This is a genomic window from Clostridium ganghwense, from assembly GCF_026735165.1.
GTDB lineage: Bacteria > Bacillota > Clostridia > Clostridiales > Clostridiaceae > Clostridium_H > Clostridium_H ganghwense.
This window is the reverse complement of record NZ_JAPQES010000001.1, coordinates 904,063-926,243: the sequence shown is the minus strand read 5'-3', so window position 1 is coordinate 926,243 and position 22,181 is coordinate 904,063. Positions and strand designations below refer to the sequence as shown.

Annotated in this window: 23 protein-coding genes, 6 tRNA genes and 1 riboswitch; of the genes, 27 read left to right on the top strand and 2 right to left on the bottom strand. The window is 30.2% G+C overall.

The annotated features are described in order from the left end of the window. Positions 1-300 precede the first annotated feature (300 nt). From OXH55_RS04230 to mreB, 19 genes are all read left to right on the top strand, one after another. Positions 301-789 (top strand): deoxycytidylate deaminase, encoded by a 489-nt coding sequence (locus OXH55_RS04230; RefSeq protein WP_268048195.1) that lies wholly within the window; start codon positions 301-303, stop codon positions 787-789. 30 nt (positions 790-819) lie between these two features. Then, positions 820-1,848, top strand: a complete 1,029-nt coding sequence (locus tag OXH55_RS04225) for an MraY family glycosyltransferase (RefSeq protein WP_268048194.1) — start codon at positions 820-822, stop codon at positions 1,846-1,848. Between the two features lie 21 nt (positions 1,849-1,869). Then, complete coding sequence (gene wecB, locus OXH55_RS04220) at positions 1,870-2,988, top strand: non-hydrolyzing UDP-N-acetylglucosamine 2-epimerase (protein WP_268048193.1); 1,119 nt, start codon at positions 1,870-1,872, stop codon at positions 2,986-2,988. Between the two features lie 136 nt (positions 2,989-3,124). Further along, complete coding sequence (locus OXH55_RS04215; RefSeq protein ID WP_268048192.1) at positions 3,125-4,300, top strand: acetyl-CoA C-acetyltransferase; 1,176 nt, start codon at positions 3,125-3,127, stop codon at positions 4,298-4,300. 511 nt (positions 4,301-4,811) lie between these two features. Next, positions 4,812-5,186 carry an ATP synthase subunit I gene (locus tag OXH55_RS04210; RefSeq protein WP_268048191.1) on the top strand — a complete coding sequence of 125 codons (375 nt, stop codon included), beginning with the start codon at positions 4,812-4,814 and terminating at the stop codon, positions 5,184-5,186. Positions 5,187-5,200: 14 nt separating this feature from the next. Further along, a complete protein-coding gene (locus OXH55_RS04205; RefSeq protein WP_268048190.1) occupies positions 5,201-5,881 on the top strand; it encodes a F0F1 ATP synthase subunit A in 681 nt (226 codons plus the stop codon). A 92-nt stretch (positions 5,882-5,973) separates the two neighbouring features. Beyond that, a complete protein-coding gene (gene atpE, locus OXH55_RS04200) occupies positions 5,974-6,225 on the top strand; it encodes an ATP synthase F0 subunit C (protein ID WP_268048189.1) in 252 nt (83 codons plus the stop codon). Between the two features lie 46 nt (positions 6,226-6,271). After that, on the top strand, positions 6,272-6,751 hold the full coding sequence (locus OXH55_RS04195) for a F0F1 ATP synthase subunit B (RefSeq protein WP_268048188.1): 480 nt from the start codon (positions 6,272-6,274) through the stop codon (positions 6,749-6,751). 2 nt (positions 6,752-6,753) lie between these two features. Beyond that, on the top strand, positions 6,754-7,290 hold the full coding sequence (locus OXH55_RS04190; RefSeq protein WP_268048187.1) for a F0F1 ATP synthase subunit delta: 537 nt from the start codon (positions 6,754-6,756) through the stop codon (positions 7,288-7,290). Between the two features lie 26 nt (positions 7,291-7,316). Then, positions 7,317-8,825, top strand: coding sequence for a F0F1 ATP synthase subunit alpha (atpA, locus tag OXH55_RS04185; RefSeq protein ID WP_268048186.1), 1,509 nt, complete (start codon positions 7,317-7,319; stop codon positions 8,823-8,825). A 28-nt stretch (positions 8,826-8,853) separates the two neighbouring features. Continuing rightward, entirely contained in the window at positions 8,854-9,717 is an 864-nt protein-coding gene (gene atpG, locus OXH55_RS04180) for an ATP synthase F1 subunit gamma (protein WP_268048185.1), read from the top strand. A gap of 83 nt (positions 9,718-9,800) precedes the next feature. Continuing rightward, positions 9,801-11,198, top strand: coding sequence for a F0F1 ATP synthase subunit beta (atpD, locus tag OXH55_RS04175; protein WP_268048184.1), 1,398 nt, complete (start codon positions 9,801-9,803; stop codon positions 11,196-11,198). A 12-nt stretch (positions 11,199-11,210) separates the two neighbouring features. Continuing rightward, complete coding sequence (atpC, locus tag OXH55_RS04170) at positions 11,211-11,618, top strand: ATP synthase F1 subunit epsilon (protein WP_268048183.1); 408 nt, start codon at positions 11,211-11,213, stop codon at positions 11,616-11,618. Between the two features lie 147 nt (positions 11,619-11,765). Further along, positions 11,766-12,464 (top strand): YwmB family TATA-box binding protein, encoded by a 699-nt coding sequence (locus OXH55_RS04165; RefSeq protein ID WP_268048182.1) that lies wholly within the window; start codon positions 11,766-11,768, stop codon positions 12,462-12,464. A gap of 30 nt (positions 12,465-12,494) precedes the next feature. After that, entirely contained in the window at positions 12,495-13,754 is a 1,260-nt protein-coding gene (gene murA, locus OXH55_RS04160; RefSeq protein ID WP_268048181.1) for a UDP-N-acetylglucosamine 1-carboxyvinyltransferase, read from the top strand. 184 nt (positions 13,755-13,938) lie between these two features. Continuing rightward, on the top strand, positions 13,939-14,982 hold the full coding sequence (gene spoIID / locus OXH55_RS04155) for a stage II sporulation protein D (protein ID WP_268048180.1): 1,044 nt from the start codon (positions 13,939-13,941) through the stop codon (positions 14,980-14,982). Positions 14,983-15,131: 149 nt separating this feature from the next. Then, on the top strand, positions 15,132-15,905 hold the full coding sequence (locus OXH55_RS04150; RefSeq protein WP_268048179.1) for a M23 family metallopeptidase: 774 nt from the start codon (positions 15,132-15,134) through the stop codon (positions 15,903-15,905). A 117-nt stretch (positions 15,906-16,022) separates the two neighbouring features. Further along, positions 16,023-16,277, top strand: a complete 255-nt coding sequence (gene spoIIID, locus OXH55_RS04145; RefSeq protein ID WP_268048178.1) for a sporulation transcriptional regulator SpoIIID — start codon at positions 16,023-16,025, stop codon at positions 16,275-16,277. Positions 16,278-16,408: 131 nt separating this feature from the next. Beyond that, positions 16,409-17,440: a rod shape-determining protein gene (gene mreB / locus OXH55_RS04140; protein WP_268049017.1), complete on the top strand. Its 1,032-nt coding sequence runs from the start codon at positions 16,409-16,411 to the stop codon at positions 17,438-17,440. Between the two features lie 65 nt (positions 17,441-17,505). Here the strand turns inward: mreB and yyaC are convergent, their stop codons facing one another. Continuing rightward, entirely contained in the window at positions 17,506-18,060 is a 555-nt protein-coding gene (gene yyaC / locus OXH55_RS04135; RefSeq protein ID WP_268048177.1) for a spore protease YyaC, read from the bottom strand. A gap of 108 nt (positions 18,061-18,168) precedes the next feature. On the opposite strand from yyaC, the gene OXH55_RS04130 reads away from it, so the two are divergent. Beyond that, a complete protein-coding gene (locus tag OXH55_RS04130; protein WP_268048176.1) occupies positions 18,169-18,849 on the top strand; it encodes a hypothetical protein in 681 nt (226 codons plus the stop codon). Between the two features lie 7 nt (positions 18,850-18,856). Here OXH55_RS04130 and OXH55_RS04125 read toward each other — a convergent pair whose 3' ends face one another. After that, the gene (locus tag OXH55_RS04125; protein ID WP_268048175.1) at positions 18,857-19,582 is read right to left on the bottom strand and encodes a PP-loop family protein; all 726 of its coding nucleotides are present in this window, start codon (positions 19,580-19,582) and stop codon (positions 18,857-18,859) included. A gap of 316 nt (positions 19,583-19,898) precedes the next feature. On the opposite strand from OXH55_RS04125, the gene OXH55_RS04120 reads away from it, so the two are divergent. From OXH55_RS04120 to metK, 7 genes are all read left to right on the top strand, one after another. After that, a tRNA-Thr gene (locus OXH55_RS04120) sits at positions 19,899-19,974 on the top strand. 5 nt (positions 19,975-19,979) lie between these two features. Further along, a tRNA-Tyr gene (locus tag OXH55_RS04115) sits at positions 19,980-20,064 on the top strand. 7 nt (positions 20,065-20,071) lie between these two features. Beyond that, positions 20,072-20,147 (top strand) — tRNA-Val (locus OXH55_RS04110). A gap of 48 nt (positions 20,148-20,195) precedes the next feature. Then, a tRNA-Tyr gene (locus tag OXH55_RS04105) sits at positions 20,196-20,280 on the top strand. Between the two features lie 7 nt (positions 20,281-20,287). Next, positions 20,288-20,363, top strand: a tRNA-Val gene (locus OXH55_RS04100). A 49-nt stretch (positions 20,364-20,412) separates the two neighbouring features. Beyond that, positions 20,413-20,497: transfer RNA gene (locus OXH55_RS04095), tRNA-Tyr, on the top strand. A gap of 122 nt (positions 20,498-20,619) precedes the next feature. Continuing rightward, positions 20,620-20,728: riboswitch (SAM riboswitch) on the top strand. A gap of 74 nt (positions 20,729-20,802) precedes the next feature. Then, positions 20,803-21,978 carry a methionine adenosyltransferase gene (gene metK, locus OXH55_RS04090; RefSeq protein WP_268048174.1) on the top strand — a complete coding sequence of 392 codons (1,176 nt, stop codon included), beginning with the start codon at positions 20,803-20,805 and terminating at the stop codon, positions 21,976-21,978. Positions 21,979-22,181: the final 203 nt, after the last annotated feature.

Sequence of the window (22,181 nt, the reverse complement as noted above, 5' to 3'; positions counted from 1 at the left end):
TAAATAAAATAAGAAAATTAAAGAACCTAAATATAGAATTTATCTGTATTTAGGTTCTTTTCTATTTTAAAATTCAAGTTTTGTATTATTAAAACATAAATAACCATTCATTGCCATATGTTGATTGTATACTTGTTTTTTTATTTTCTGTTGTCAATTTTCAACTTTCCATAGAATAATGTTTCAACGTAACATTATTCTATTTATTATAACTCTTTCAATTATACCGTTTATAGTATAAAATATAAATGATTGTATAAATGTAGAGACATTTTTAAGAAAGGTTAGAGTGATATATATATGGAGAGAATAGATAAACATAATTATTATTTAGATATTTGCCAAACAATACTTGAGAGAGGAACATGTCTTAGACGTAACTTTGGAGCTATAATTGTTAAGCATGATGAGATAATGGCTTCTGGTTATTCAGGAGCACCTAGAGGAAGAAAAAATTGTTGTGATTTAGGATACTGTAGAAGAGAAGAACTAAAGGTTGAAAGAGGTACAAGGTATGAACTTTGTAGATCAGTTCATGCTGAACAAAACGCAATAATATCCTCAAGGCGACAAGACATGATAGGGGCAACTATGTATCTTGTTGGTAAAGAAATGAGTACAGGTGAATTAGTGGAAAAAGCTGCACCATGTTTACTTTGTAAAAGATTTATAATAAATGCAGGAATAGCTAGAGTAATTGTAAGGGATACAGAAATAGAGTTTAGAATTATTGATGTACAGGAATGGATAGATAAAGATGATTCATTAACAGGAGAAGATTCTTATTAAAGTTAACAAAAGGAAGGTTAGAATTTAATTATGGATAGTATAAAGATTTTAACAATAATTTCTACAATAATATCATTTATATTAACGCCTTTTATTAAGAAATTTGCAGTTCGAGTTAATGCTATTGATGTACCAAAGGATACAAGAAAAATACATAAAAAGCCTATCCCTCTTCTTGGCGGAATGGCAATATATGTTTCTTTTTTAATTACTATGCTTTTAAAAGATGGAAAGTTAGCAAAATCTGAAATAGGTATACTTATAGGCGCAACGATTATTGTAATTGGTGGGTTAATTGATGATTTAAGAGATATTAGACCATGGCAAAAACTTTTATTCCAAGTATCAGCAGCGGTAACGCTTATTTTATTTGGAATTGAAATAAGCGTTATTACAAATCCTTTTCCATCAGATAGCTTATTTTTAAAGTTAGGGTGGTTATCTATACCAATAACAATATTTTGGGTTGTAGGAATTACTAATGCTATTAATTTAATAGATGGTGTAGATGGATTAGCAGCTGGAGTAGCATTTATTTGTTCAGTTACGATTTTTATTATTGCAGTACTAAATGGTAGAAGGGAAGCAGCGTTATTAACTGCTATTTTAAGTGGAGCAATTTTCGGATTTTTACCTTATAATTATAATCCTGCGTCTATTTTTATGGGGGATACGGGAGCACAATTATTAGGATTTTTACTTTCAGCCATATCCTTAATGGGAACAATTAAATCAGCTACAGCTTTTGCAATAGCAGTTCCTATTTTAGCTTTTGGACTTCCAATATATGATACACTTTTTGCCATGATAAGAAGAAAAATTAATGGTAAGCCTATTATGCAGGCAGATAGAGGACACTTACATCATAGATTACTTGATATGGGACTTAGTCAAAGGCAGGTAGTTTTAATTATGTACCTTACAAGTGCTGTATTAGGGGGAATTTCAATAATAGCAATGCAAATAAGTACAATAAGATCATACTTTCTACTGACTATTGTTGTATTAGTAATAGTTTTGGCAGCATGGAAATGTGGATTTTTTGAACATAGAGAATGAAAAAAGTTAGGAGTTGAAGTTATGAAGAATATAAAGGTTATGAGTATTTTTGGCACTAGACCTGAAGCAATTAAAATGGCTCCACTTATCAAAGAATTAGAAATTACAGAGGGAATAGAATCAAGAGTGTGTGTAACAGCACAACATAGGGAAATGTTAGATCAAGTTTTAGAACTTTTCCAAATAAAGCCTGATTATGATTTAGACATAATGAAAGAAAAGCAAAGTTTAAATGGGATTACTACAAGAGTTCTTAATAATCTAGAAAAAGTTTTTGATAAGGAAAATCCAGATATAGTTTTAGTACATGGAGATACTACAACTACTTTTGCAGCAGCACTAGCTGCTTTTTATAAGAAAATAAAGGTAGGACATGTGGAAGCGGGATTAAGAACTAATAATAAATATTTCCCTTATCCTGAAGAAATGAATAGGAAGCTTACAGGAAGTTTGGCTGATTTACATTTTGCTCCAACAATTAGAGCTAAGAATAATTTATTAAAAGAGGGGATAAAGGAAGAAAATATATTTATTACAGGAAATACAGTAATAGATGCGATGAAATATACAATAGAAGACGAATATGCATTTGAAAATGAGGAATTAAATAAAATAGATTATAATAAACAAGTGATAATGGTTACTGCTCATAGAAGAGAAAACTGGGGAGAAGGTATTAAAAATATATGTAAATCGTTGACTGAAATTATAGATAAAAATCAAAATGTGGAGATGATTTATCTTGTACATCCCAATCCAATTGTTAAAAAAACTACACACGAATACTTAGAAGGAATAGAAAGAATTCATTTATTACCCCCTTTAAATACTAAAGAAACACATAATCTTATGAAAAAATGCTATATGGTTATGACTGATTCAGGTGGAATACAAGAAGAAGCACCTCATCTCGGCAAACCTGTTTTGGTATTAAGAGATGTAACTGAAAGAATAGAGGCTAAAGAGGCTGGAACGGTAAAGCTTGTGGGATATAGTAAAGAAAATATAATAAAAGAAGCAAATATTTTATTAAATAATGAGAATGAATATAATAAAATGAGCAAGGCAATAAATCCTTATGGAGATGGTAATGCATCAAATAGAATAGTTGAGATTATATTAGATAACTTACGTAAATAAAATAAAAAGGTGGAAAATCCATGAAAAATTGATAAATTTTAAACAAAGTTTTATTGAAAAAATGGAAAATAAAGTGTATAATCAAGGTAACGACGCAGAAGTGTCTAATTAAATTTCAAATTCGGAGGGGATTATAATGAAAAACGTAGTTATCGCAAGTGCTGTAAGAACACCTGTTGGAAAATATGGGGGAAGTTTAAAGGATGTTCCAGCAACTGAATTAGGAACTATTGTTATAAAAGAAGCATTAAATAGAGCAGGAGTTAAACCAGAACAAGTTGAAGAAGTTATAATGGGTCATGTTTTACAAGCTGGACAAGGACAAAATACAACTAGACAGGCGTTAGTAAAAGCAGGTCTTCCAGTTGAAACTCCAGGATTTACTATAAATAAAGTTTGTGGTTCAGGACTAAGAGCAGTATCACTTGCAGCTCAAATGATAAAAGCTGGAGATGTAGATATTGTTGTAGCAGGTGGAATGGAAAATATGTCAGCTACTCCTTACACTATGAATGGTGCTAGATGGGGACAAAGAATGGGAGATGCAAAATTAACTGATACAATGATAAAAGATGGTTTATGGGATGCTTTCAATAACTATCACATGGGAATAACTGCAGAAAACATAGCTGAACAATGGAGCTTAACTAGAGAAGAACAAGATGCTTTTGCTGTAAGATCTCAAAATCTAGCAGAAAAAGCAGTTAAAGAAGGTAGATTCAAAGATGAAATTGTTCCGGTTGTAATGAAAACTAGAAAGGGAGAAGTAGTATTTGATACTGATGAATTCCCTAGATTTGGAGCAACTGCTGAAGGTTTAGCTAAATTAAGACCAGCTTTTAAGAAAGATGGAACAGTTACAGCTGGAAATGCTTCAGGAATTAATGATGGAGCGGCTGCACTAGTTATTATGAGTGAAGAAAAAGCACAAGAATTAGGAATTAAACCAATGGCTAAAATTGTTTCTTACGGATCAAAAGGTGTAGACCCTTCAATAATGGGGTATGGACCGGTAGGAGCTACAAGAGTTACTCTTGAAAAAGCTGATTTAACTATAGATGATATAGATTTAATAGAAGCTAATGAAGCATTTGCAGCTCAAAGTTTAGCAGTAGCAAGAGACTTAAACTTTGATATGGATAAAGTAAATGTAAATGGTGGAGCTATAGCACTTGGACATCCAATTGGATGCTCTGGAGCAAGAATTCTTATTAGTTTACTATACGAAATGGAAAAAAGAGATGCTAAAAAAGGTTTAGCAACACTTTGTATAGGTGGAGGAATGGGAACAGCTGTTATAGTTGAAAGATAATAATTTAAAAAAAGAATAATATAAAAAGAGAAGTGAGAGAATGTTGAGAGTTAGTTTATAAAAACTTTAAAACAAACTTCTCTTTTTTTTTGCAATAATTTATATAATATAGTACAAAATATAATTTATAATTGTATAAATCTAAAATTAAGTAAAGAAGAAAAATTGAATAATCTAAAAGACGGTTGTTCAAATATTACCTGGGTAATTGATTAAGTACATATAGAGGTAATTAGATAATTATAATTATATACGAATGTAAACAGTTACTTAATAACAATTAAAAACATTTAAAAATTCAGAAAAAAGAGTAAGAGTGTTTGCTTTCATTCACATATGGCGGGAAACCAAGAAATGATTTTTAAATAAAGAGATTCATTGAAAATAAAGGAAAATTCTCTAAAAACAATAAAATTTAAAGAAATATATAGAAATATGAAGATATTTGAGATTTGAATATAAATACATGAGTAATATAATAAAATGTATTATATCGAAACTTGGAGGAAAAATGAAAAAAGATGGCGAACTTCACATCATGTTAAGGAAAATAACGTTTATAGACTATATATTGGGAATATTGTTCATTTTTACAATGTTTCGAATATATAGAGAATATGTGTTGGTTTCATTATTAGGATTTATACTAGCTATTATTAACTTTTACATAAATAGTTATGCAGTAAATTATGCATTTACCAAAAATAATTTAAATAATAATGCTGTAATAACTTTAAGTTATGCTTTAAGGGTTCTTATAGTAGGAATAATAGGAGCTGTGTTATTTACATATAATAAGTTTAATGTATTAGCATACATGTTGGGATACAATATACATCTTATTTCGTTAATAATATATGGATTATATTCACAAAACAACAAATAAAAGGAAGTGGACGAATGGAACTTAATGTAGAACCATTAAATAATTTTTTAGGAAGGTACTTTGGAATTACTGAGGATATTGTTATTCAGTGGGCAATAATTATAGTTATTGCTATAGCTGCTATAGTGTTAACTAAAGATTTGAAGAAAATTCCTGATAAGAAACAGAATGTAGTTGAAATATTTGTTGATTCTATAAATAATCTTGTAATTAGTAATATGGGAGAGAAGTGTAAAGGCTTCGTATCTTATATAGGAACTTTAGTATTGTTTTTACTATTTATGAATTTGACAGGACTATTTGGCGTTGAGCCTCCTACTAAAGATTTTAATATTGTATTAGGAGTAGCATTAATAACATTCTTGGTGATACAAGTATATGCAATTAAAAAGCAAGGCATTAAAGGATATTTTATTGGTTATGCTAAGCCTATAATACCATTATTGCCTATAAACATAATGGAAAGGGTAATGCTACCTATATCGTTAAGTCTAAGATTATTTGGTAATATAACTGCGGCTACTGTTATTATGAAACTTATTTATGATGCATTGGGCAAAACACCACTAGGAATTGCTCAATTGGGACTGCCTGTACCATTTCATTTTTATTTTGATGTATTCGATGGTTCTATTCAAATGTTAATCTTTGTTATGTTAACTATGATAAATATTAAAGTAATATCAGAACACTAAATATAAAAACAAAAGATAAAATATAATCATATATTATTGTGATTATTTATATATTTAACATTTAAAAATAAAAAAAATAGGAGGAACAGAATATGAATATTAGTTCAGAAGCATTTGTTGCTGGAATGTCAGCAATCGGAGCTGGATTAGCTGCTATAGCATGTATTGGTGGAGGAATAGGAACAGGAAATGCTACATCTAAAGCTGTTGAAGCTGTATCAAGACAGCCAGAAGCAAGCGGAAAAATTATGAGTACATTAGTAGTGGGAGGAGCATTATCAGAAGCAACTGCTATTTATGGATTTCTTATAGGACTATTGTTAGTATTTAAAGTAACATTATAAAAACAACGCTTTAACAAATAAGCCTGAAGGGAGGCTTCAATGAAATATGAAAATTTATTTGCCTAAGATACTATACACTATAATAAATTTTATGATTCTGTATTTTATCTTAAATCGCTTTTTATTTAAACCTGTAAATAAAACTATAGACTCAAGAAAGAATGAAATACAAAGTAATATTAAGCAAGCAGAAGAAGATAGAAAACAAGCAGAATTTCTGAAGAATGAAAATGAAAACAAAATAAAAGAATCAAAGGCTCAAGGGAAAAAGTTAGTTGAAGATTATAAAGTAAAAGCAGAAAAAGTATCTCAGGAGATAATTGGCGAAGCGCATGTAGAAGCAGAAAAAATTATAGAAAGAGCTACAAAAGAAATAAAAAGACAAAAAGAAAAAGTAGAAGATGAGATTAAAGATAATACAATAAATCTAGCTATACAATTAGCTTCAAAAGCTTTAGAAGAGTCAATAGATGAGGAAAAGCATAGACAACTTATAGAGGATTTTATTGCTAAGGTAGGTAATTAATTATGTATGAATATTTAGATAAAAGATATGCTCTTGCTCTTTATGAAGTTGCTGAAGGAAAAGGAAAAGTTGAAGAATACTTAGAAGAAGGAAAAGAAATTATTGAATTAATAAAAAATAACGAAGAAATAAATAAGATTATTAAACATCCCGAAATAAGCACTTCAAAGAAAAAGAAAATATTTGAGGAGATTTTTAAAGGCAAAATTTATGATGACTTATTAAGTTTTATTCTTTTATTAATAGAAAAAGATAGAATTCTCTATATGGAAGAAAAATTTAAAGAAATGGAGACAATCCATTTAAAAAAGCAAAATATCCTTGTTGCTAATGTTAAAACTGTAATTTCATTAAATGAAAATGAAAGAAAAGAAATGATTGAAAAGCTAGAGGTAAAATACAATAAAACAATAATATTGAAAGAAGAAATAGATAAAACTTTGATTGGTGGTGTTTATATCAGAGTAGGTGATGATGTAATAGATGGAAGTATAAAATCAAAGTTTGAAGAAATTAAAAAATCAGTATTAAGTGAATAGTTATTGAATGGAAAAGAGGTGAGTCTATGAACGTAAGACCTGATGAAATTACTTCAATAATCAGAAAAGAAATAGAAAAGTATGAAAAGAAAATTGAGACAGTAGACTCAGGTACAATAATTCAAATAGGTGATGGTGTAGCTAGAGTTTACGGATTGGATGATTGTATGGAAGGGGAATTATTAGAATTTCCTAACAACGTATATGGAATGGCTCTTAATCTTGAGCAAGATAATGTAGGGTGTGTTTTGCTAGGTCATGAAGAGGGCATTAAAGAAGGAGATGTAGTAAAAAGTACAGGTAAGGTGGTTGAAGTTCCTGTTGGGGATGCCTTAGTTGGAAGAGTTGTAAATTCATTAGGACAGCCGCTTGATGATAAGGGTCCTATAAGAAATACAGAAACTAGACCTATTGAAGTTGAGGCACCTGGAGTTATAGAAAGACAATCAGTTAAGGAGCCACTTCAAACAGGTATTAAAGCAATAGACTCTATGATACCAATTGGAAAAGGACAAAGAGAACTTATTATTGGGGATAGACAGATAGGTAAAACTGCTATTGCAATAGATACCATATTAAATCAAAAAGGAAAAAATGTTAAGTGTATATATGTTGCTGTTGGTCAAAAGCAATCTACAGTAGCACATATTGTAAACACGTTAACTGAAATGGGAGCTATGGATTATACAATAGTAGTAACTTCGACAGCTTCAGATTCAGCACCACTTCAGTTTTTAGCACCATATGCAGGATGTAGTATGGGAGAATATTTTATGCATAGAGGAGAAGATGTTCTTGTAGTATATGATGATTTATCAAAGCATGCTGTAGCTTATAGAACAATGGCATTACTATTAAGACGAGCACCTGGAAGAGAAGCATATCCAGGAGATGTATTTTATATTCATTCAAGATTACTTGAAAGAGCTGCTAGACTTTCTGATGAGTTAGGTGGGGGTTCTTTAACAGCATTACCAATAATAGAAACTCTTGCGGGAGATGTTACAGCATATATACCAACGAATGTTATATCTATTACTGATGGTCAAATATTTTTAGAAACTGAGTTGTTTTATGCAGGACAAAAGCCAGCAGTAAATGCAGGTATATCAGTTTCACGTGTTGGTGGTAATGCTCAAATAAAAGCTATGAAGCAGGTTACCGGAACTTTGAGATTGGAACTTGCACAGTATAGAGAACTTGCAGCCTTTGCACAGTTTGGTTCAGATCTTGATAAAGAAGCAAAATCTAGACTTGAAAAAGGTAAGCGTATAGTAAAAATATTAAATCAACAACAATATAGCCCTATGCCAGTAGAAAAGCAAATAATGATTTTGTATGCATCTGTTAATAATTACCTAACTGATATCAAAGTATCTGAAATTAAAAATTTCGAGAATGAATTTTTAGAGTATATAGATACTCACCATAGAAGCTTGGGTAAAAAAATATTAGAAGAAAAACAATTAACAGATTCTATCAAAGATGAACTTGATAAGTCTATAGAAGAATTTAAAAAAATCTTTTTAGCTTAAGGTTAGTCTTATCTTTAGGAGGTGAAATATGGCAGGAGCAGGATTAGTTGCTATAAAGCGAAGGATTAAATCAATCAATAATACCAAAAAGATAACAAAAGCTGTAGGACTTGTTGCCACCTCTAAACTTAGAAAATCAAGACAAAGCTTAGAAGCAAATAATATATATTATAATTATTTTAAAGATATTATAAATAGGATGCTAAATGATATAGAAGATAAAAATAATATATATATATATGGTAATGAAAGTAATAAAAAGTTATATATTGCACTTACATCTGATGCAGGATTATGTGGTGGGTTTAATGGAAATGTAGTTACAAAAACGGTACAGCAAATATCTGGGGAAAGAGAAAACTCACCTTTGATTATAGTAGGACAAAAAGGAAGAATGTATTTTAAAAAATTAGGATATGATTGTATTGCAGAATATGTTGAAATTCCAGATATGCCTACCATTAAAGAAGCAAGGATTATTGTAAATAAAGCTTTAGCATTATATAAAAAGGGTGAAGTAGGAGAAATAAATATTGTATATACTGAATTTATTTCTTCGGTAAAGCAAGAAGTAAAGGTTAGAAAAATACTTCCTTTTGAATATACACCTGTAACTTTTGAGAAGTCTCACAAAGATTATATAGAATATGAACCTGAAAGTAGAGAGATTTTAAAGAATATTTCGAATATTTATTTAAATCAAACTGTATTAAATTTTATGTTGAATTCTAAAACTAGTGAACAAGGAGCTAGGATGGCCGCTATGGATGGAGCTACCAAAAATGCTAATGATTTATTAGAAAAGCTTAACTTAAAATACAATAGAATAAGACAAAGTGTTATAACTCAAGAAATATCAGAAATAGTTGGTGGTGCAGAAGCACAAAAATAGTTGTAAATTGAAAATTTATAGTTAAAGATTTTAAAATCCTTAATAATTTTCAACTTACAATTAAATTAAAAGGGAGGTGTATTATGTCACAAAACGTTGGTAAAGTTGTACAGGTTATAGGTCCTGTTGTAGACATAAAATTTGATTCGGATAGTCTTCCTAATATATATAATTCCATAGAAATAAAGATAGATGATAAAATACTTGTAACAGAAGTTGAACAACATATAGGAGACGATATAGTAAGAACTATAGCAATGGAACCTACAGAAGGTTTAAAAAGGGGAATGGATGCTGTAAATACAGGTAAACCTATATCAGTGCCTGTTGGTAATTCAATACTTGGAAGATTATTTAATGTACTTGGAAAAACTATTGATAAAGAAGAAAGCTTTAAAGGGGAAGAATATTATCCGATACATAGATCAGCTCCAGGTTTTGCAGAACAATCTGTTGAACCTGAAATGTTTGAAACTGGTATTAAGGTAATAGATTTAATTGCACCATATCAAAAAGGTGGTAAAATAGGATTATTCGGTGGTGCTGGTGTTGGTAAAACAGTTCTTATTCAAGAACTTATCAACAATATAGCAAAAGAGCATGGTGGATTGTCTGTTTTTACAGGGGTTGGAGAAAGAACAAGAGAAGGTAATGATCTATATTATGAAATGAAAGAATCAGGAGTTATTAATAAAACTGCTTTAGTATTTGGCCAAATGAATGAACCACCAGGAGCTAGAATGAGAGTAGCCCTTACAGGACTGACTATGGCGGAATATTTTAGAGATCAAGGACAGGATGTACTTTTATTCATAGATAATATATTTAGATTTACACAAGCGGGGTCAGAAGTTTCTGCATTGCTGGGAAGAATACCAAGTGCAGTTGGGTATCAACCAACACTTGCAACTGAAATGGGCGCACTACAGGAGAGAATAACTTCAACAAAGCATGGTTCAATAACATCAGTTCAAGCTGTATATGTTCCAGCAGATGATTTAACTGATCCAGCGCCTGCGACAACTTTTTCTCACCTTGATGCTACAACAGTTCTTTCAAGAAGTATTGTTGAACTTGGAATTTATCCAGCTGTAGATCCATTAGAATCTACTTCTAGAATATTAGATCCAAGAGTAAGTGGGGAAGAACATTATGAAACAGCTATGAAAGTTAAGCATATACTCGAAAGATATAAAGAACTTCAAGATATAATTGCTATTCTTGGAATTGATGAGCTTTCAGAAGAAGACAAAATTGTTGTATCAAGAGCAAGAAAAGTTCAAAGATTTTTATCACAGCCATTTACTGTTGCAGAGCAATTTACAGGTATGAAGGGAAAGTTTGTCCCGGTTAAGGAAACAGTAAGAGGATTTAGAGAAATTATAGAAGGTAAGCATGATGACATACCAGAATCTGCGTTCTTATTTGTAGGTACTATAGAAGAAGCGGTTGAGAAAGCTAAGGATATGTCTAAAAATTAGGAGATAGATTATATGGCAGAGTTTATGAATCTAAAAATAATTACTGCAGATAGAGAATTTCATCATGAAGAAATAGTTCAGCTTAATACAGAAAGTGTAGAAGGACAAATAGGTATTTTGCCTAAACATGTACCTTCAATAGTTGCATTAAAACCTACTATTTCACAGTTTATTAATACTAAGAAAGAAAAAAAAGAATTTTTTTCTTCATCAGGAGTTTTAAAAGTAACTAGAGATGAAATTATAATGCTTTGTGATGCTTGTGAATGGCCAGAAGAGATAGATGTTCAAAGGGCTAAAAGATCTAAAGAACGAGCAGAAAAAAGGTTAAAGCAAGACAAAGATATAGATATAGACATAGAAAGAGCAAAAATGTCACTTATGAGAGCTTTGATGCGAATAAAAATGAAAGAAATGTAGAAAATCACGCAACCAATAAATTTATTGGTTGCGTGATTTTTATTTTGGCACACTTTAATGAGAAATTTTATATATTAATAATATATTTGAAGTATAATTTGTTAGTTTAGTGTCCATAATTTAAAGAGAAAGGTGGGGTGGATAACTATGGAAAAAAACAATAAATTGATTATTCTACTTTTAATTGTTTGTGCTATGCTGTTGAATTATAAAATATCTTATGCATATAAAAAAATAGATATATTCAATTCTATACTAAGTGAAACAAATGGTGAAATTGTGGAATATGGTTTGAAGGCCCGCTTTAAAACTTACAAAAATGGACAAGAATCTTGCAATTACTTCTTAGATAAAATCAATATTAATAGTACAAATTATAAAATTAAAGGTTCTAAAGATAAAAGTAATTATTGTATAGAGTTTTCAGATGAAAGTAGCAAAGGGTATATAGAGTTTTTGAGGGGTAAAGATAAAAATACTGTAGTAATCCAGATATTAAAAAAGGATAATAAAAATGAACTGTTAAAATTAAAAAATGAAATAAAAGATATAAGTAGTCCTATATCAGATGATGAGATAATATACTATCAATATTTAAAAGCTAAGTTGCCTTGTAATAATTTAGATGAAATGAATAAAAAAATAGTTTATTTACTGAAAAATAAAGGGACAGAAAATCTTCATTCAATAAAAATAAACAATGGCTTTAGTACATCAGCATATACAAAAAGATATAAGCCTATAAAAAATAAGGGCAAATTTATGGATCTGAATTTTGCGTTATGTAAATACTCATCAGGAAATTATATTGTAATTGGAACCCCAGAAATAGTTATGTCATACTAGCCAAGGAATAATAGAATGGAGAGGATATCAATGAAAAAGATATTGGTTAAAGGTGGTAAAAAATTAAATGGGGAAGTAAATATAAGTTCAGCAAAAAATGCTGTACTTCCTATAATAGCAGCTAGTATTTTATGTAAAGAAATATGTGTGATAGAAAAAGCACCTATGCTTGAAGATGTTTTTGTTATATGTGATGTTTTGAAGTCAATTAATTCAAACATTACTATAGAAGAAGATGAAATTTTAATTAATAATTCTAATTTAATAAATGGTGAGCCTGATAGTGAATTGGTTAGAAAAATGAGAGCATCTTTTCTCATTATGGGACCTATGATTTCAAGGTTTGGAAGATTCAAAATATCTCTACCAGGTGGATGTAACATAGGCACTAGACCTATTGACTTACACTTAAAAGGGTTTAGCGCATTGGGGGCAGAAATAAATTTAGGTCATGGATATGTAGAAGCATTTACAAATAAGTTAGTAGGAAATAAAATATATTTGGATTTTCCTTCAGTTGGAGCAACGGAAAATATAATGATGGCTGCTGTTTTAGCAGAAGGAGAAACTATTTTGGAAAATGCTGCAGGAGAACCAGAAATTCAGGATTTAGCTAATTTTTTAAATAGTATGGGAGCAAAAATAAGTGGAGCTGGAACAGACACTATTAAAATAGTTGGAGTAAAAGAACTAAAAGGAATAAGATATAAGCCTATACCAGATAGAATAGAAGCAGGTACTTTTATGGCGGCAGCTGCAATTACAAGAGGAAAAATAAAAATAAATAGAGTGAATGAAGAGCATTTAAAACCTATTATTGCAAAGTTAACAGAAATAGGAATTAGCATGGAAAAAAGAGGAGATAGCATAATAGTAGATGGAAATAGTGAATTTAGACCTGTAGATATTAAAACTATGCCTTATCCTGGGTTTCCAACAGATATGCAGGCACAAATGATGAGTTTATTATGTACAGTTCCAGGAACTAGTGTAATTACAGAAACGATTTTTGAAAATAGATTTATGCATGCTGGAGAACTTAAAAGAATGGGTGGAAATATAAAAATAGATGGAAGATGTGCTGTAATTGAAGGTGTAGATATTTTTACAGGTTGTGAGGTGAAAGCAACAGATTTAAGAGCTGGTGCAGCTCTTATAATTGCTGCACTTGCTGCAGAGGGCTGTACTAAAATTGGAGATATATATCATATAGATAGAGGATATGTTAATATAGAAGAAAAGCTGAAAAAGTTAGGTGCGGATATTGAACGAGTAGATATAGAAGAGTAGAGAGAAATTGAAATGACATATTATATTTCAGCAAGCTGAAATTTTATCAAAAGACCATGTAGATTTATAAAATAATTCTATATGGTTTTTATTTTTTAATTAAAAGGAGTTATTTTTTTACTATATCATTAATAAAAATATAGTATGATTTATTAAACTTATTAAAGATTAAGGAGATAACTCTATGAAGAAAATTATCTTAGGAATACTTATTTTTATATCTTTTACTTTGCTGCTTGCTATTTTAATAGTAGGAATTGATAATAAAAATTATATAGGAAAAAAAACAAAGCAAAACAAACAACAATATTTAAAAGAAAAATCAAAGAATATTATATTAGAAAAATATAGTAGTAGGGATTTAGATATAGAAGTGTATATTACAAAAAATAAAAAAATACAAAAAATGAATATTGAAGAATATGTTAAGGGCGTTGTAGCTGGTGAAATGCCAGTTAATTTTGATATAGAAGCTTTAAAAGCACAAGCTATTGCGGCTAGAACTTATGGACTTGCACGCTTAGAAAAGTTTGGGGGAGAAAAAAGTTTAAATGCCAATGGTGCAGATGTAAACGATACTATAGAATTTCAAGTTTTTATGAGTAAAGATGACAGAATAAAATTATGGCCTAAAAAATATGCAGAACAATATTGGAAAAAATTAAGTAACGCAATAGATGAAACTAAAGGGGAAGTTTTGGTTTATGACAATAGACTTGTTATGGAACCATATTATTTTTCTACTAGTGGTGGAAGAACTGAGGATGCTGTAGATGTATTTAGTAAAGATGTTCCATATTTAAAAAGTGTGGAAAGTCCAGGAGAAGATAGGGCGCCAAAGTATAAAACTCAGTTTACGTATACTTATAATGAACTTACTAGTATATTAAATAAAGTATATCCTAAGAGTAAGTTAAGTGCTAAAACATTGAAAAAGCAAATAAAAATATTAGAAAGAAGTAGAGGAGGAAGTGTAAAAAAAATAAAGATAGGAGATACATATATAACAGGTTCAAAATTTAGAAGTATATTGGGGTTAACTTCGTCTAATTTTACCATAGATTTTAGCACCAAAAATGTTTGTGTAAATTGTAATGGTTATGGACATGGAGTAGGAATGAGTCAATGGGGTGCAGATGTGATGGCTAAAGAAGGGAAAGACTATAAAGAAATATTAAAACATTATTATCAAGGGGTAGATGTAATTAAACTTAATATAAAAAATTAAAAAAATATAAATACGAAGAACACCGAGAAGTTAGGTGTTCTTTTTATGCGTAAATTTGTCAAAAATCGATGAAAAAAAAGGAAAAGTTTTTTGAAAATTTATGTATTTTTTATAGGCTAAAGGACAAACTACAAACAGGAGGTGTTTTTATGGAAAACAAAGACAATAATAAGAAATCATCATTTTTCGAAAAGGAGGGTTTTTATGTAGTACTATTTGTGTGTTTGTGTATAGTCGCTGTAGTTGCAGCGTTAACAACTAAAAATAATAAGAAGGCTATGAATAAACCACAAACATCACAGGTTCAAAAAGCTGATATTAAAGATGAAAATGATATTGCAAAAGCTTTAAAAGAAGAGAGTAAAAAAGAAATCTATAACAATGCAATGCAGGTTAAAAATGAAACAAAAAGTAAAACAATATCAAGAAATACAGCAATAGAACCTGTAACTAATGGAAGCAAAGGAGTGGCCGTTTCTAAAACCAAAACTCCTAAATTTGTAAAACCTGTAGAAGGAAAAGTTGTTATGAAATACTCAGTGACACCTGTACATTGGGATACTTCAGGAACAGACAGACCACATTTTGGGATAAATGTAAAAGCTAAAGTTGGAACACCGGTAAAAGCTGTAGCAGATGGAGAAGTTAAATCAGTAGAAAATGGAGCGTTTGGAATAACTGTTGTTATGTATCATCCTGAATATGGTATGAGAACTGTCTACGCTAATTTGGATAAAAATATAAAAGTAAAAAAAGGTGATAAAGTTACTCAAGGAAAAGAAATAGGCAAGATAGGTACAACAACTGTAAGAGGTTCTAATGAGAAATATGGAAAAGAATTTTTACATTTTGAGGTTCTTAAGGGTTCAAAAGGAGAGGCTCAAGCTACAAGTGAAAATCCTGGAAAGTATATTAAATATTAGATTTTAAGTTAATAGCCATTTTCTGATATTATTCGGAAAATGGCTAAATAATAGAATAGTAATTTAAAATGCAGTAATTGCATATTTATAAATATATAAGGTTAAGGAGGTAGCGCTTTGAAAGATTACATTGAGGAAAGGGTTATTGAAGTTGCAAAGTATATTATAGAATCCAAAGCTACTATAAGAAAAACAGCAAAGGTTTTTGGAGTAAGTAAAAGCACAATACACAAAGATATGACAGAAAGGTTACCTAAAATAAATCCTCAAGTAGCCAAGGAAGCGAAAGATGTTTTAGATTTAAACAAATCAGAACGACATATTAGAGGTGGAAAAGCAACAAAGATGAAATACAAAACTTTAGAAGGTTAGAATATTCCTATTTCATAAAAAAAAAAGGTATTTTTTTGTAAAACTATAGAATAAAGAGGCATAAACGTTTATAATAAATGATAGGTAAATGTATAAAGATAATATACAAAAGAGCAGGAGTGAAAATAGGAATGTTTTTTAAAATGAGCACAGATATGGGAATAGATTTGGGTACCGCTACAGTGTTGGTTTACATTAAAGGAAAAGGGATTGTTTTAAAGGAGCCTTCAGTTGTTGCTATAGATAGAAATTCTAATAAAGTTTTAGCTGTAGGTGAAGAAGCTAGACAAATGATAGGAAGGACTCCTGGCAATATAGTTGCAATTCGTCCATTAAGGGATGGGGTAATTTCTGATTATGATATTACAGAAAAAATGTTAAAGCATTTCATAAGAAAAGCTTGTGGTAATAAAAGAGTAGGAGCACCAAGAGTTGTTGTTTGTGTTCCATGTGAAGCTACAGAAGTTGAAAAGAGAGCTGTAAAGGATGCAGCAGTTAATGCAGGAGCGAAAAAAGTATTCTTAATAGAAGAACCATTAGCAGCAGCTATTGGGTCAGGATTAGATATAACAAAAGCAAGTGGTAATATGGTTATTGATATTGGTGGAGGAACCACTGATATTGCGGTTATTTCTTTGGGGGGCATGGTTGTAAGAAGTTCAATTAAAGTTGCTGGAGATAATTTTGATGAATCAATTATAAAATATATAAGAAAAAAACATAAGCTCATGATCGGAGAAAGAACAGCAGAAGCACTAAAAATAAATATTGGTTCTGCATATAAGAGAGAAGAGAATATAAGTATGGAAATAAGAGGACGAGATTTAATAACTGGTCTTCCTAAAAATATAAGTGTTTCCTCAGAAGAGATGAGAGAAGCTTTAAGTGAAGCTGTAAATGCTATTGCAGAATGCACTCACTCAGTATTAGAAAAGACACCACCAGAACTTGCAGCAGATATAGCTGATAAAGGTATAGTTATGACAGGTGGTGGATCATTATTAAATGGGTTAGACAAACTTATAACAGAGGTTACAAAAGTACCTGTATATGTTGCTGAAGACTCTATTTCTTCTGTTGCACTGGGAACAGGAGATGTTTTGAGCTTTTTGGATAAGATAGATGCATCATATAAAGGACAAGATATTAATTTAATAGAATAATTAAATATTAAAATTTATTTATAAAATTCTCAGCTCTATAATTTTTAAAATTATAGAGCTTTTGTTTAATAAATAGAAGTATATTTATCCTTATCATTTAAGCAAGAAAGATAATAAGAATGAATTAAGGCATGAGAAATAACTTTAGCCATACTTAAAATTAAGTTAAGTCGAATATTTCTATTTGTAAAGAGTTCATTATTATCACTTGAGTCAACAATACCTATTATAGAGGTTTCGCCTACATCAGGAAGCAATTTTCCAACTCCTTTACCAGGATGTATTGGATAGTCTCTAGCTTGTATTTCTCCTATATTTTTATTATCACCTAAGCATGCATCTATACCTATGATATTGGAGGCTGGATGTAATTTTTTTATTTCTTGTAGTTTATTATCTATATTTAAAGCGTGTATAGGTTCTGAAATAGTTCCGTATACATTCAAAGGAAAGTTTTCAGTTTTTAATAATGTTCCTACTAAAGGTCCTAGACAATCACCTATACATCTATCTGTACCAATACAAATTATTATTGAATTTGCATTAATGAAATCCTTTAAAAAATAAGCAATTTTATAATAAGATAAATTATTTTTATAGTGGACTTTTACTTTATTCAATAGAATTACACCTCCTTGGTAATTTATATGAAAATTCCGTTAACAATATGAAATAAAAGAATAAAAAAAATGAAAAATGGAATAATTACACAATAGAGGAGGGAATTTATGAATAACAAAAGTCTATCTGTTATTGTTATTTTGTGTACTATGATTTCTGTATGTGTAATGTTATTAATTAATCAAGAGGAAAATCCTAAATTTATTAATAAAAGTTATATTATGCTATATAAAAATAATAATTTAAAAAACATGTCATCAAATTATGATAAAAAAAGTAGTGATGATAGTTCTAAATTTGAAAAAGATATAAGTAATATGCAAAAAAATGATATAAAAAAAGATTATGATAATGATAATGAGGATGAAAGCAATAATAACTTAGAATCCAATAATAACTTGAATAAAAATCATATTAAAGTTGATAAATCTAAAGAGATAAGTATAAATGAAACGTGTGAAAATAGCGAAAAATATGAATATACTTGTAATGAAAATGAATATAAAAAAGTTGATCAAAAGGAGCTTCCTGTTTTTAAAGTATCAACTGATGTAATAAAAAAAGAATTATCCTTCAGAGACAAGCAAAAGCTTTTTTTCATGGCAAGTAAACTTTCACCTTTTGATTTTGGAAGAATAAAAAAAGATTTATATTGTCCTGATGCAGAAGAAGGTGTAAAGGACGCATTAATGCTAGCAAAAGAAAGATTATCAGAGAAGGATTATGAAAAACTCAAGGATATCTTATATGAATATATTAATATGGAAGCTATTGAAAAAGAGAGTTAACAAGGGGTTAACTCTCTTTGTTTTCTTTAAACCAAATATTTAATTGTTCTGTGTTTGATAATGAGTTCAATAAATTATTTTTTAGTCCAGGAATATCTTCTTCAAGTTTATAAGTTAGATTTTTCATATATTCCCTTTTGGTAAATCCGTTTGCGGGACATTCGCTAACTACTATAGGAAATTTATATTTTTCAGCAAGGGTTATTACTTGTTGTTCGTCTATATAAATCATAGGTCTAATTATTGTTATATCAGATCTATCTAAATAAGTTTTAGGAAGAAATGTATTTATTCTACCTTCATAAAACATGGATAATAAAAGAGTTTCGATAGCATCATTTTTATGATGACCTAAGGCAATTTTATTACAGCCTAATTTTTTTGCATGATCATTTAAAGAACCTCTTCTTAAATTAGCACACAGTGAACAAGGATTTTTTTCTTTTCTGATGTCGAAAACTATTTCTTGTATGCGTGTTTTGAATAGATAATATGGTACATTTAAATCTTTACACATTTCAATCATATCGTTAAAATTCGCTCCGGATCCTGGGTCAATGGTTATTGCAATTAATTCGAAAGGTTCTGGGGAGAATCTTTTATAAGCAGCTAATAATTGTAATAAAGTTATGCTATCTTTACCACCTGATAATCCTACTGCTATTTTATCACCTGATTGAATGAGATTAAAATCAGTTACAGCTTTACGAAATCTACTTAATAGTTTTTGCATAGTTATCCTCCATATATTTTTAGCTTTAACTCTTATTTATTATAATATAGTAGATAGCTGAAATAAAGAGGAAGAATTAACATAAAAAAAGTAAAAACAGAGTGTTGGTATGTTACTGGAATGTGAAAACAAAAACAAAAGAATAAATAAATTGAATATGTGTGAAAAATAGATAAAAAAAGCGAAAAAACAAGAATGAATGAGTAGATTTGCTGTGAATAAGGTTGAATGATTTGAAAAGAATCATATATCTAGGTATACTAATATTCGTTGGCGAGGCAAGAGACGTCAACAAAACAACAAAATAGTAAAACATGCTGGCATGGCTCAACTGGTAGAGCAACTGACTTGTAATCAGTAGGTTCCGGGTTCAAGTCCTGGTGCCAGCACCAATTTCGGAGGAGTTCCCGAGTGGCCAAAGGGGGCAGACTGTAAATCTGTTACGTTTCGTTTCGATGGTTCGAATCCATCTTCCTCCACCATATAAATGGGCGCATAGCTCAGCTGGGAGAGCATCTGCCTTACAAGCAGGGGGTCACAGGTTCGAGCCCTGTTGTGCCCACCATTTATAAAATGAAATTGGTAGAAAAATGTTTTATGACAATTTAATTATGGAGGAATTCCCGAGTGGCCAAAGGGGGCAGACTGTAAATCTGTTACGTTTCGTTTCGATGGTTCGAATCCATCTTCCTCCACCATATAAATGGGCGCATAGCTCAGCTGGGAGAGCATCTGCCTTACAAGCAGGGGGTCACAGGTTCGAGCCCTGTTGTGCCCACCATTTATAAAATGAAATTAGTAAAAAAAGTATTTTATGACAATTTAATTATGGAGGAGTTCCCGAGTGGCCAAAGGGGGCAGACTGTAAATCTGTTACGTTTCGTTTCGATGGTTCGAATCCATCTTCCTCCACCATAAGACATCAAGTATTGATGTCTTTTTCATATATAAACAAATATAAAGAATTTTATTGACACAATAATTTTACTATGATAATATTATTGTGCTTTAAAAATTAAATATAAGATAAGAAAAGATACTTATCAAGAGAGGTGGAGGGACTGGCCCTGAGAAACCCAGCAACCAGTACAGCTTGTACTAAGGTGCTAATTCCTGCAGCAAAGAGCAAAGTCTGCAAGATAAGGAAATCATATAACCATGTTAAACTACCTCTTCTCAATGAGAAGAGGTTTTATTATTTTTGTGGGAGGAGTGTAAAAATGAAAAGATTATTTACTTCAGAATCAGTTACAGAGGGACATCCAGATAAAATATGTGACCAGATATCAGATTCAATATTAGATGCAATATTAGAAAAAGACCCAAATGGTAGAGTTGCTTGCGAAACAGCTGTTACTACAGGAATGGTTATGGTAATAGGAGAAATAACAACTAATTGTTATGTAGATATTCCTAAGCTTGTAAGAAATACAATAAAAGAAATAGGATATACAAGAGCTAAATTTGGATTTGATGCAGATACTTGCTCAGTGCTTACATCTATAGATGAACAATCACAAGACATAGCTATGGGAGTAGACGAAGCATTAGAATCAAAATTAGGAGAAAAAGATGAAATTGAAGCAGTAGGTGCTGGAGATCAAGGACTTATGTTTGGATTTGCAACAAATGAAACTCCAGAATATATGCCACTTGCAATAAATATGGCTCATAAACTTTCAAGAAGATTAACAGAAGTAAGGAAAAATGGAACTTTAGATTATTTGAGACCAGATGGTAAAACACAAGTTACAGTTGAATATGAAGATGATAAACCTGTTAGAATAGATGCTGTTGTTGTATCTACTCAACATGGACCAGAAGTTACTCAAGAACAAATTCAAAAGGATTTAATGGAACATGTAATAAAAGCAGTGATACCAAGTGAATGGTTAGATGAAGAAACTAAATATTACATAAACCCTACTGGAAGATTTGTAATAGGTGGTCCACAAGGAGATGCTGGACTTACAGGAAGAAAAATTATAGTTGACACTTATGGTGGATCAGGTAGACACGGTGGTGGTGCTTTCTCAGGAAAAGATCCAACAAAGGTAGATAGATCAGCTGCTTATGCTGCAAGATGGGTTGCTAAAAACTTAGTAGCAGCAGGTGTTGCAGATAAGCTTGAAATAGGTCTTGCTTATGCAATAGGTGTTGCAAAACCAGTTTCTCTTTTAGTAAATACATTTGGAACTGGAAAAATTGCTAATGATAAAATAGTTGAAATTGTTAATAAGGTATTTGATTTAAGACCTGGTGCTATAATTAGAGACTTAGATTTAAGAAGACCTATATACAAAAAGACAGCAGCTTATGGTCACTTCGGAAGAACAGATGTAGAGCTTCCATGGGAAAACTTAGATAAAGTTGAAGAGATTAAAAAACTTTTATAAAAAAAATTTATATACAATTTAAAAGACTAACTATGGTTTGATGTTATAGTTTATAAAAATAAAGGGCTAATGTAGATAAAAAGAGCATTAGTCCTTTATTTTTGTTTTATAAATTTATGCAGAAACTAAACTTTTGATATTGTTTATTAAAGATTACTTATGTCAAAAATAATAATTGTTATAGAATAGTTGAGAAATAGTAA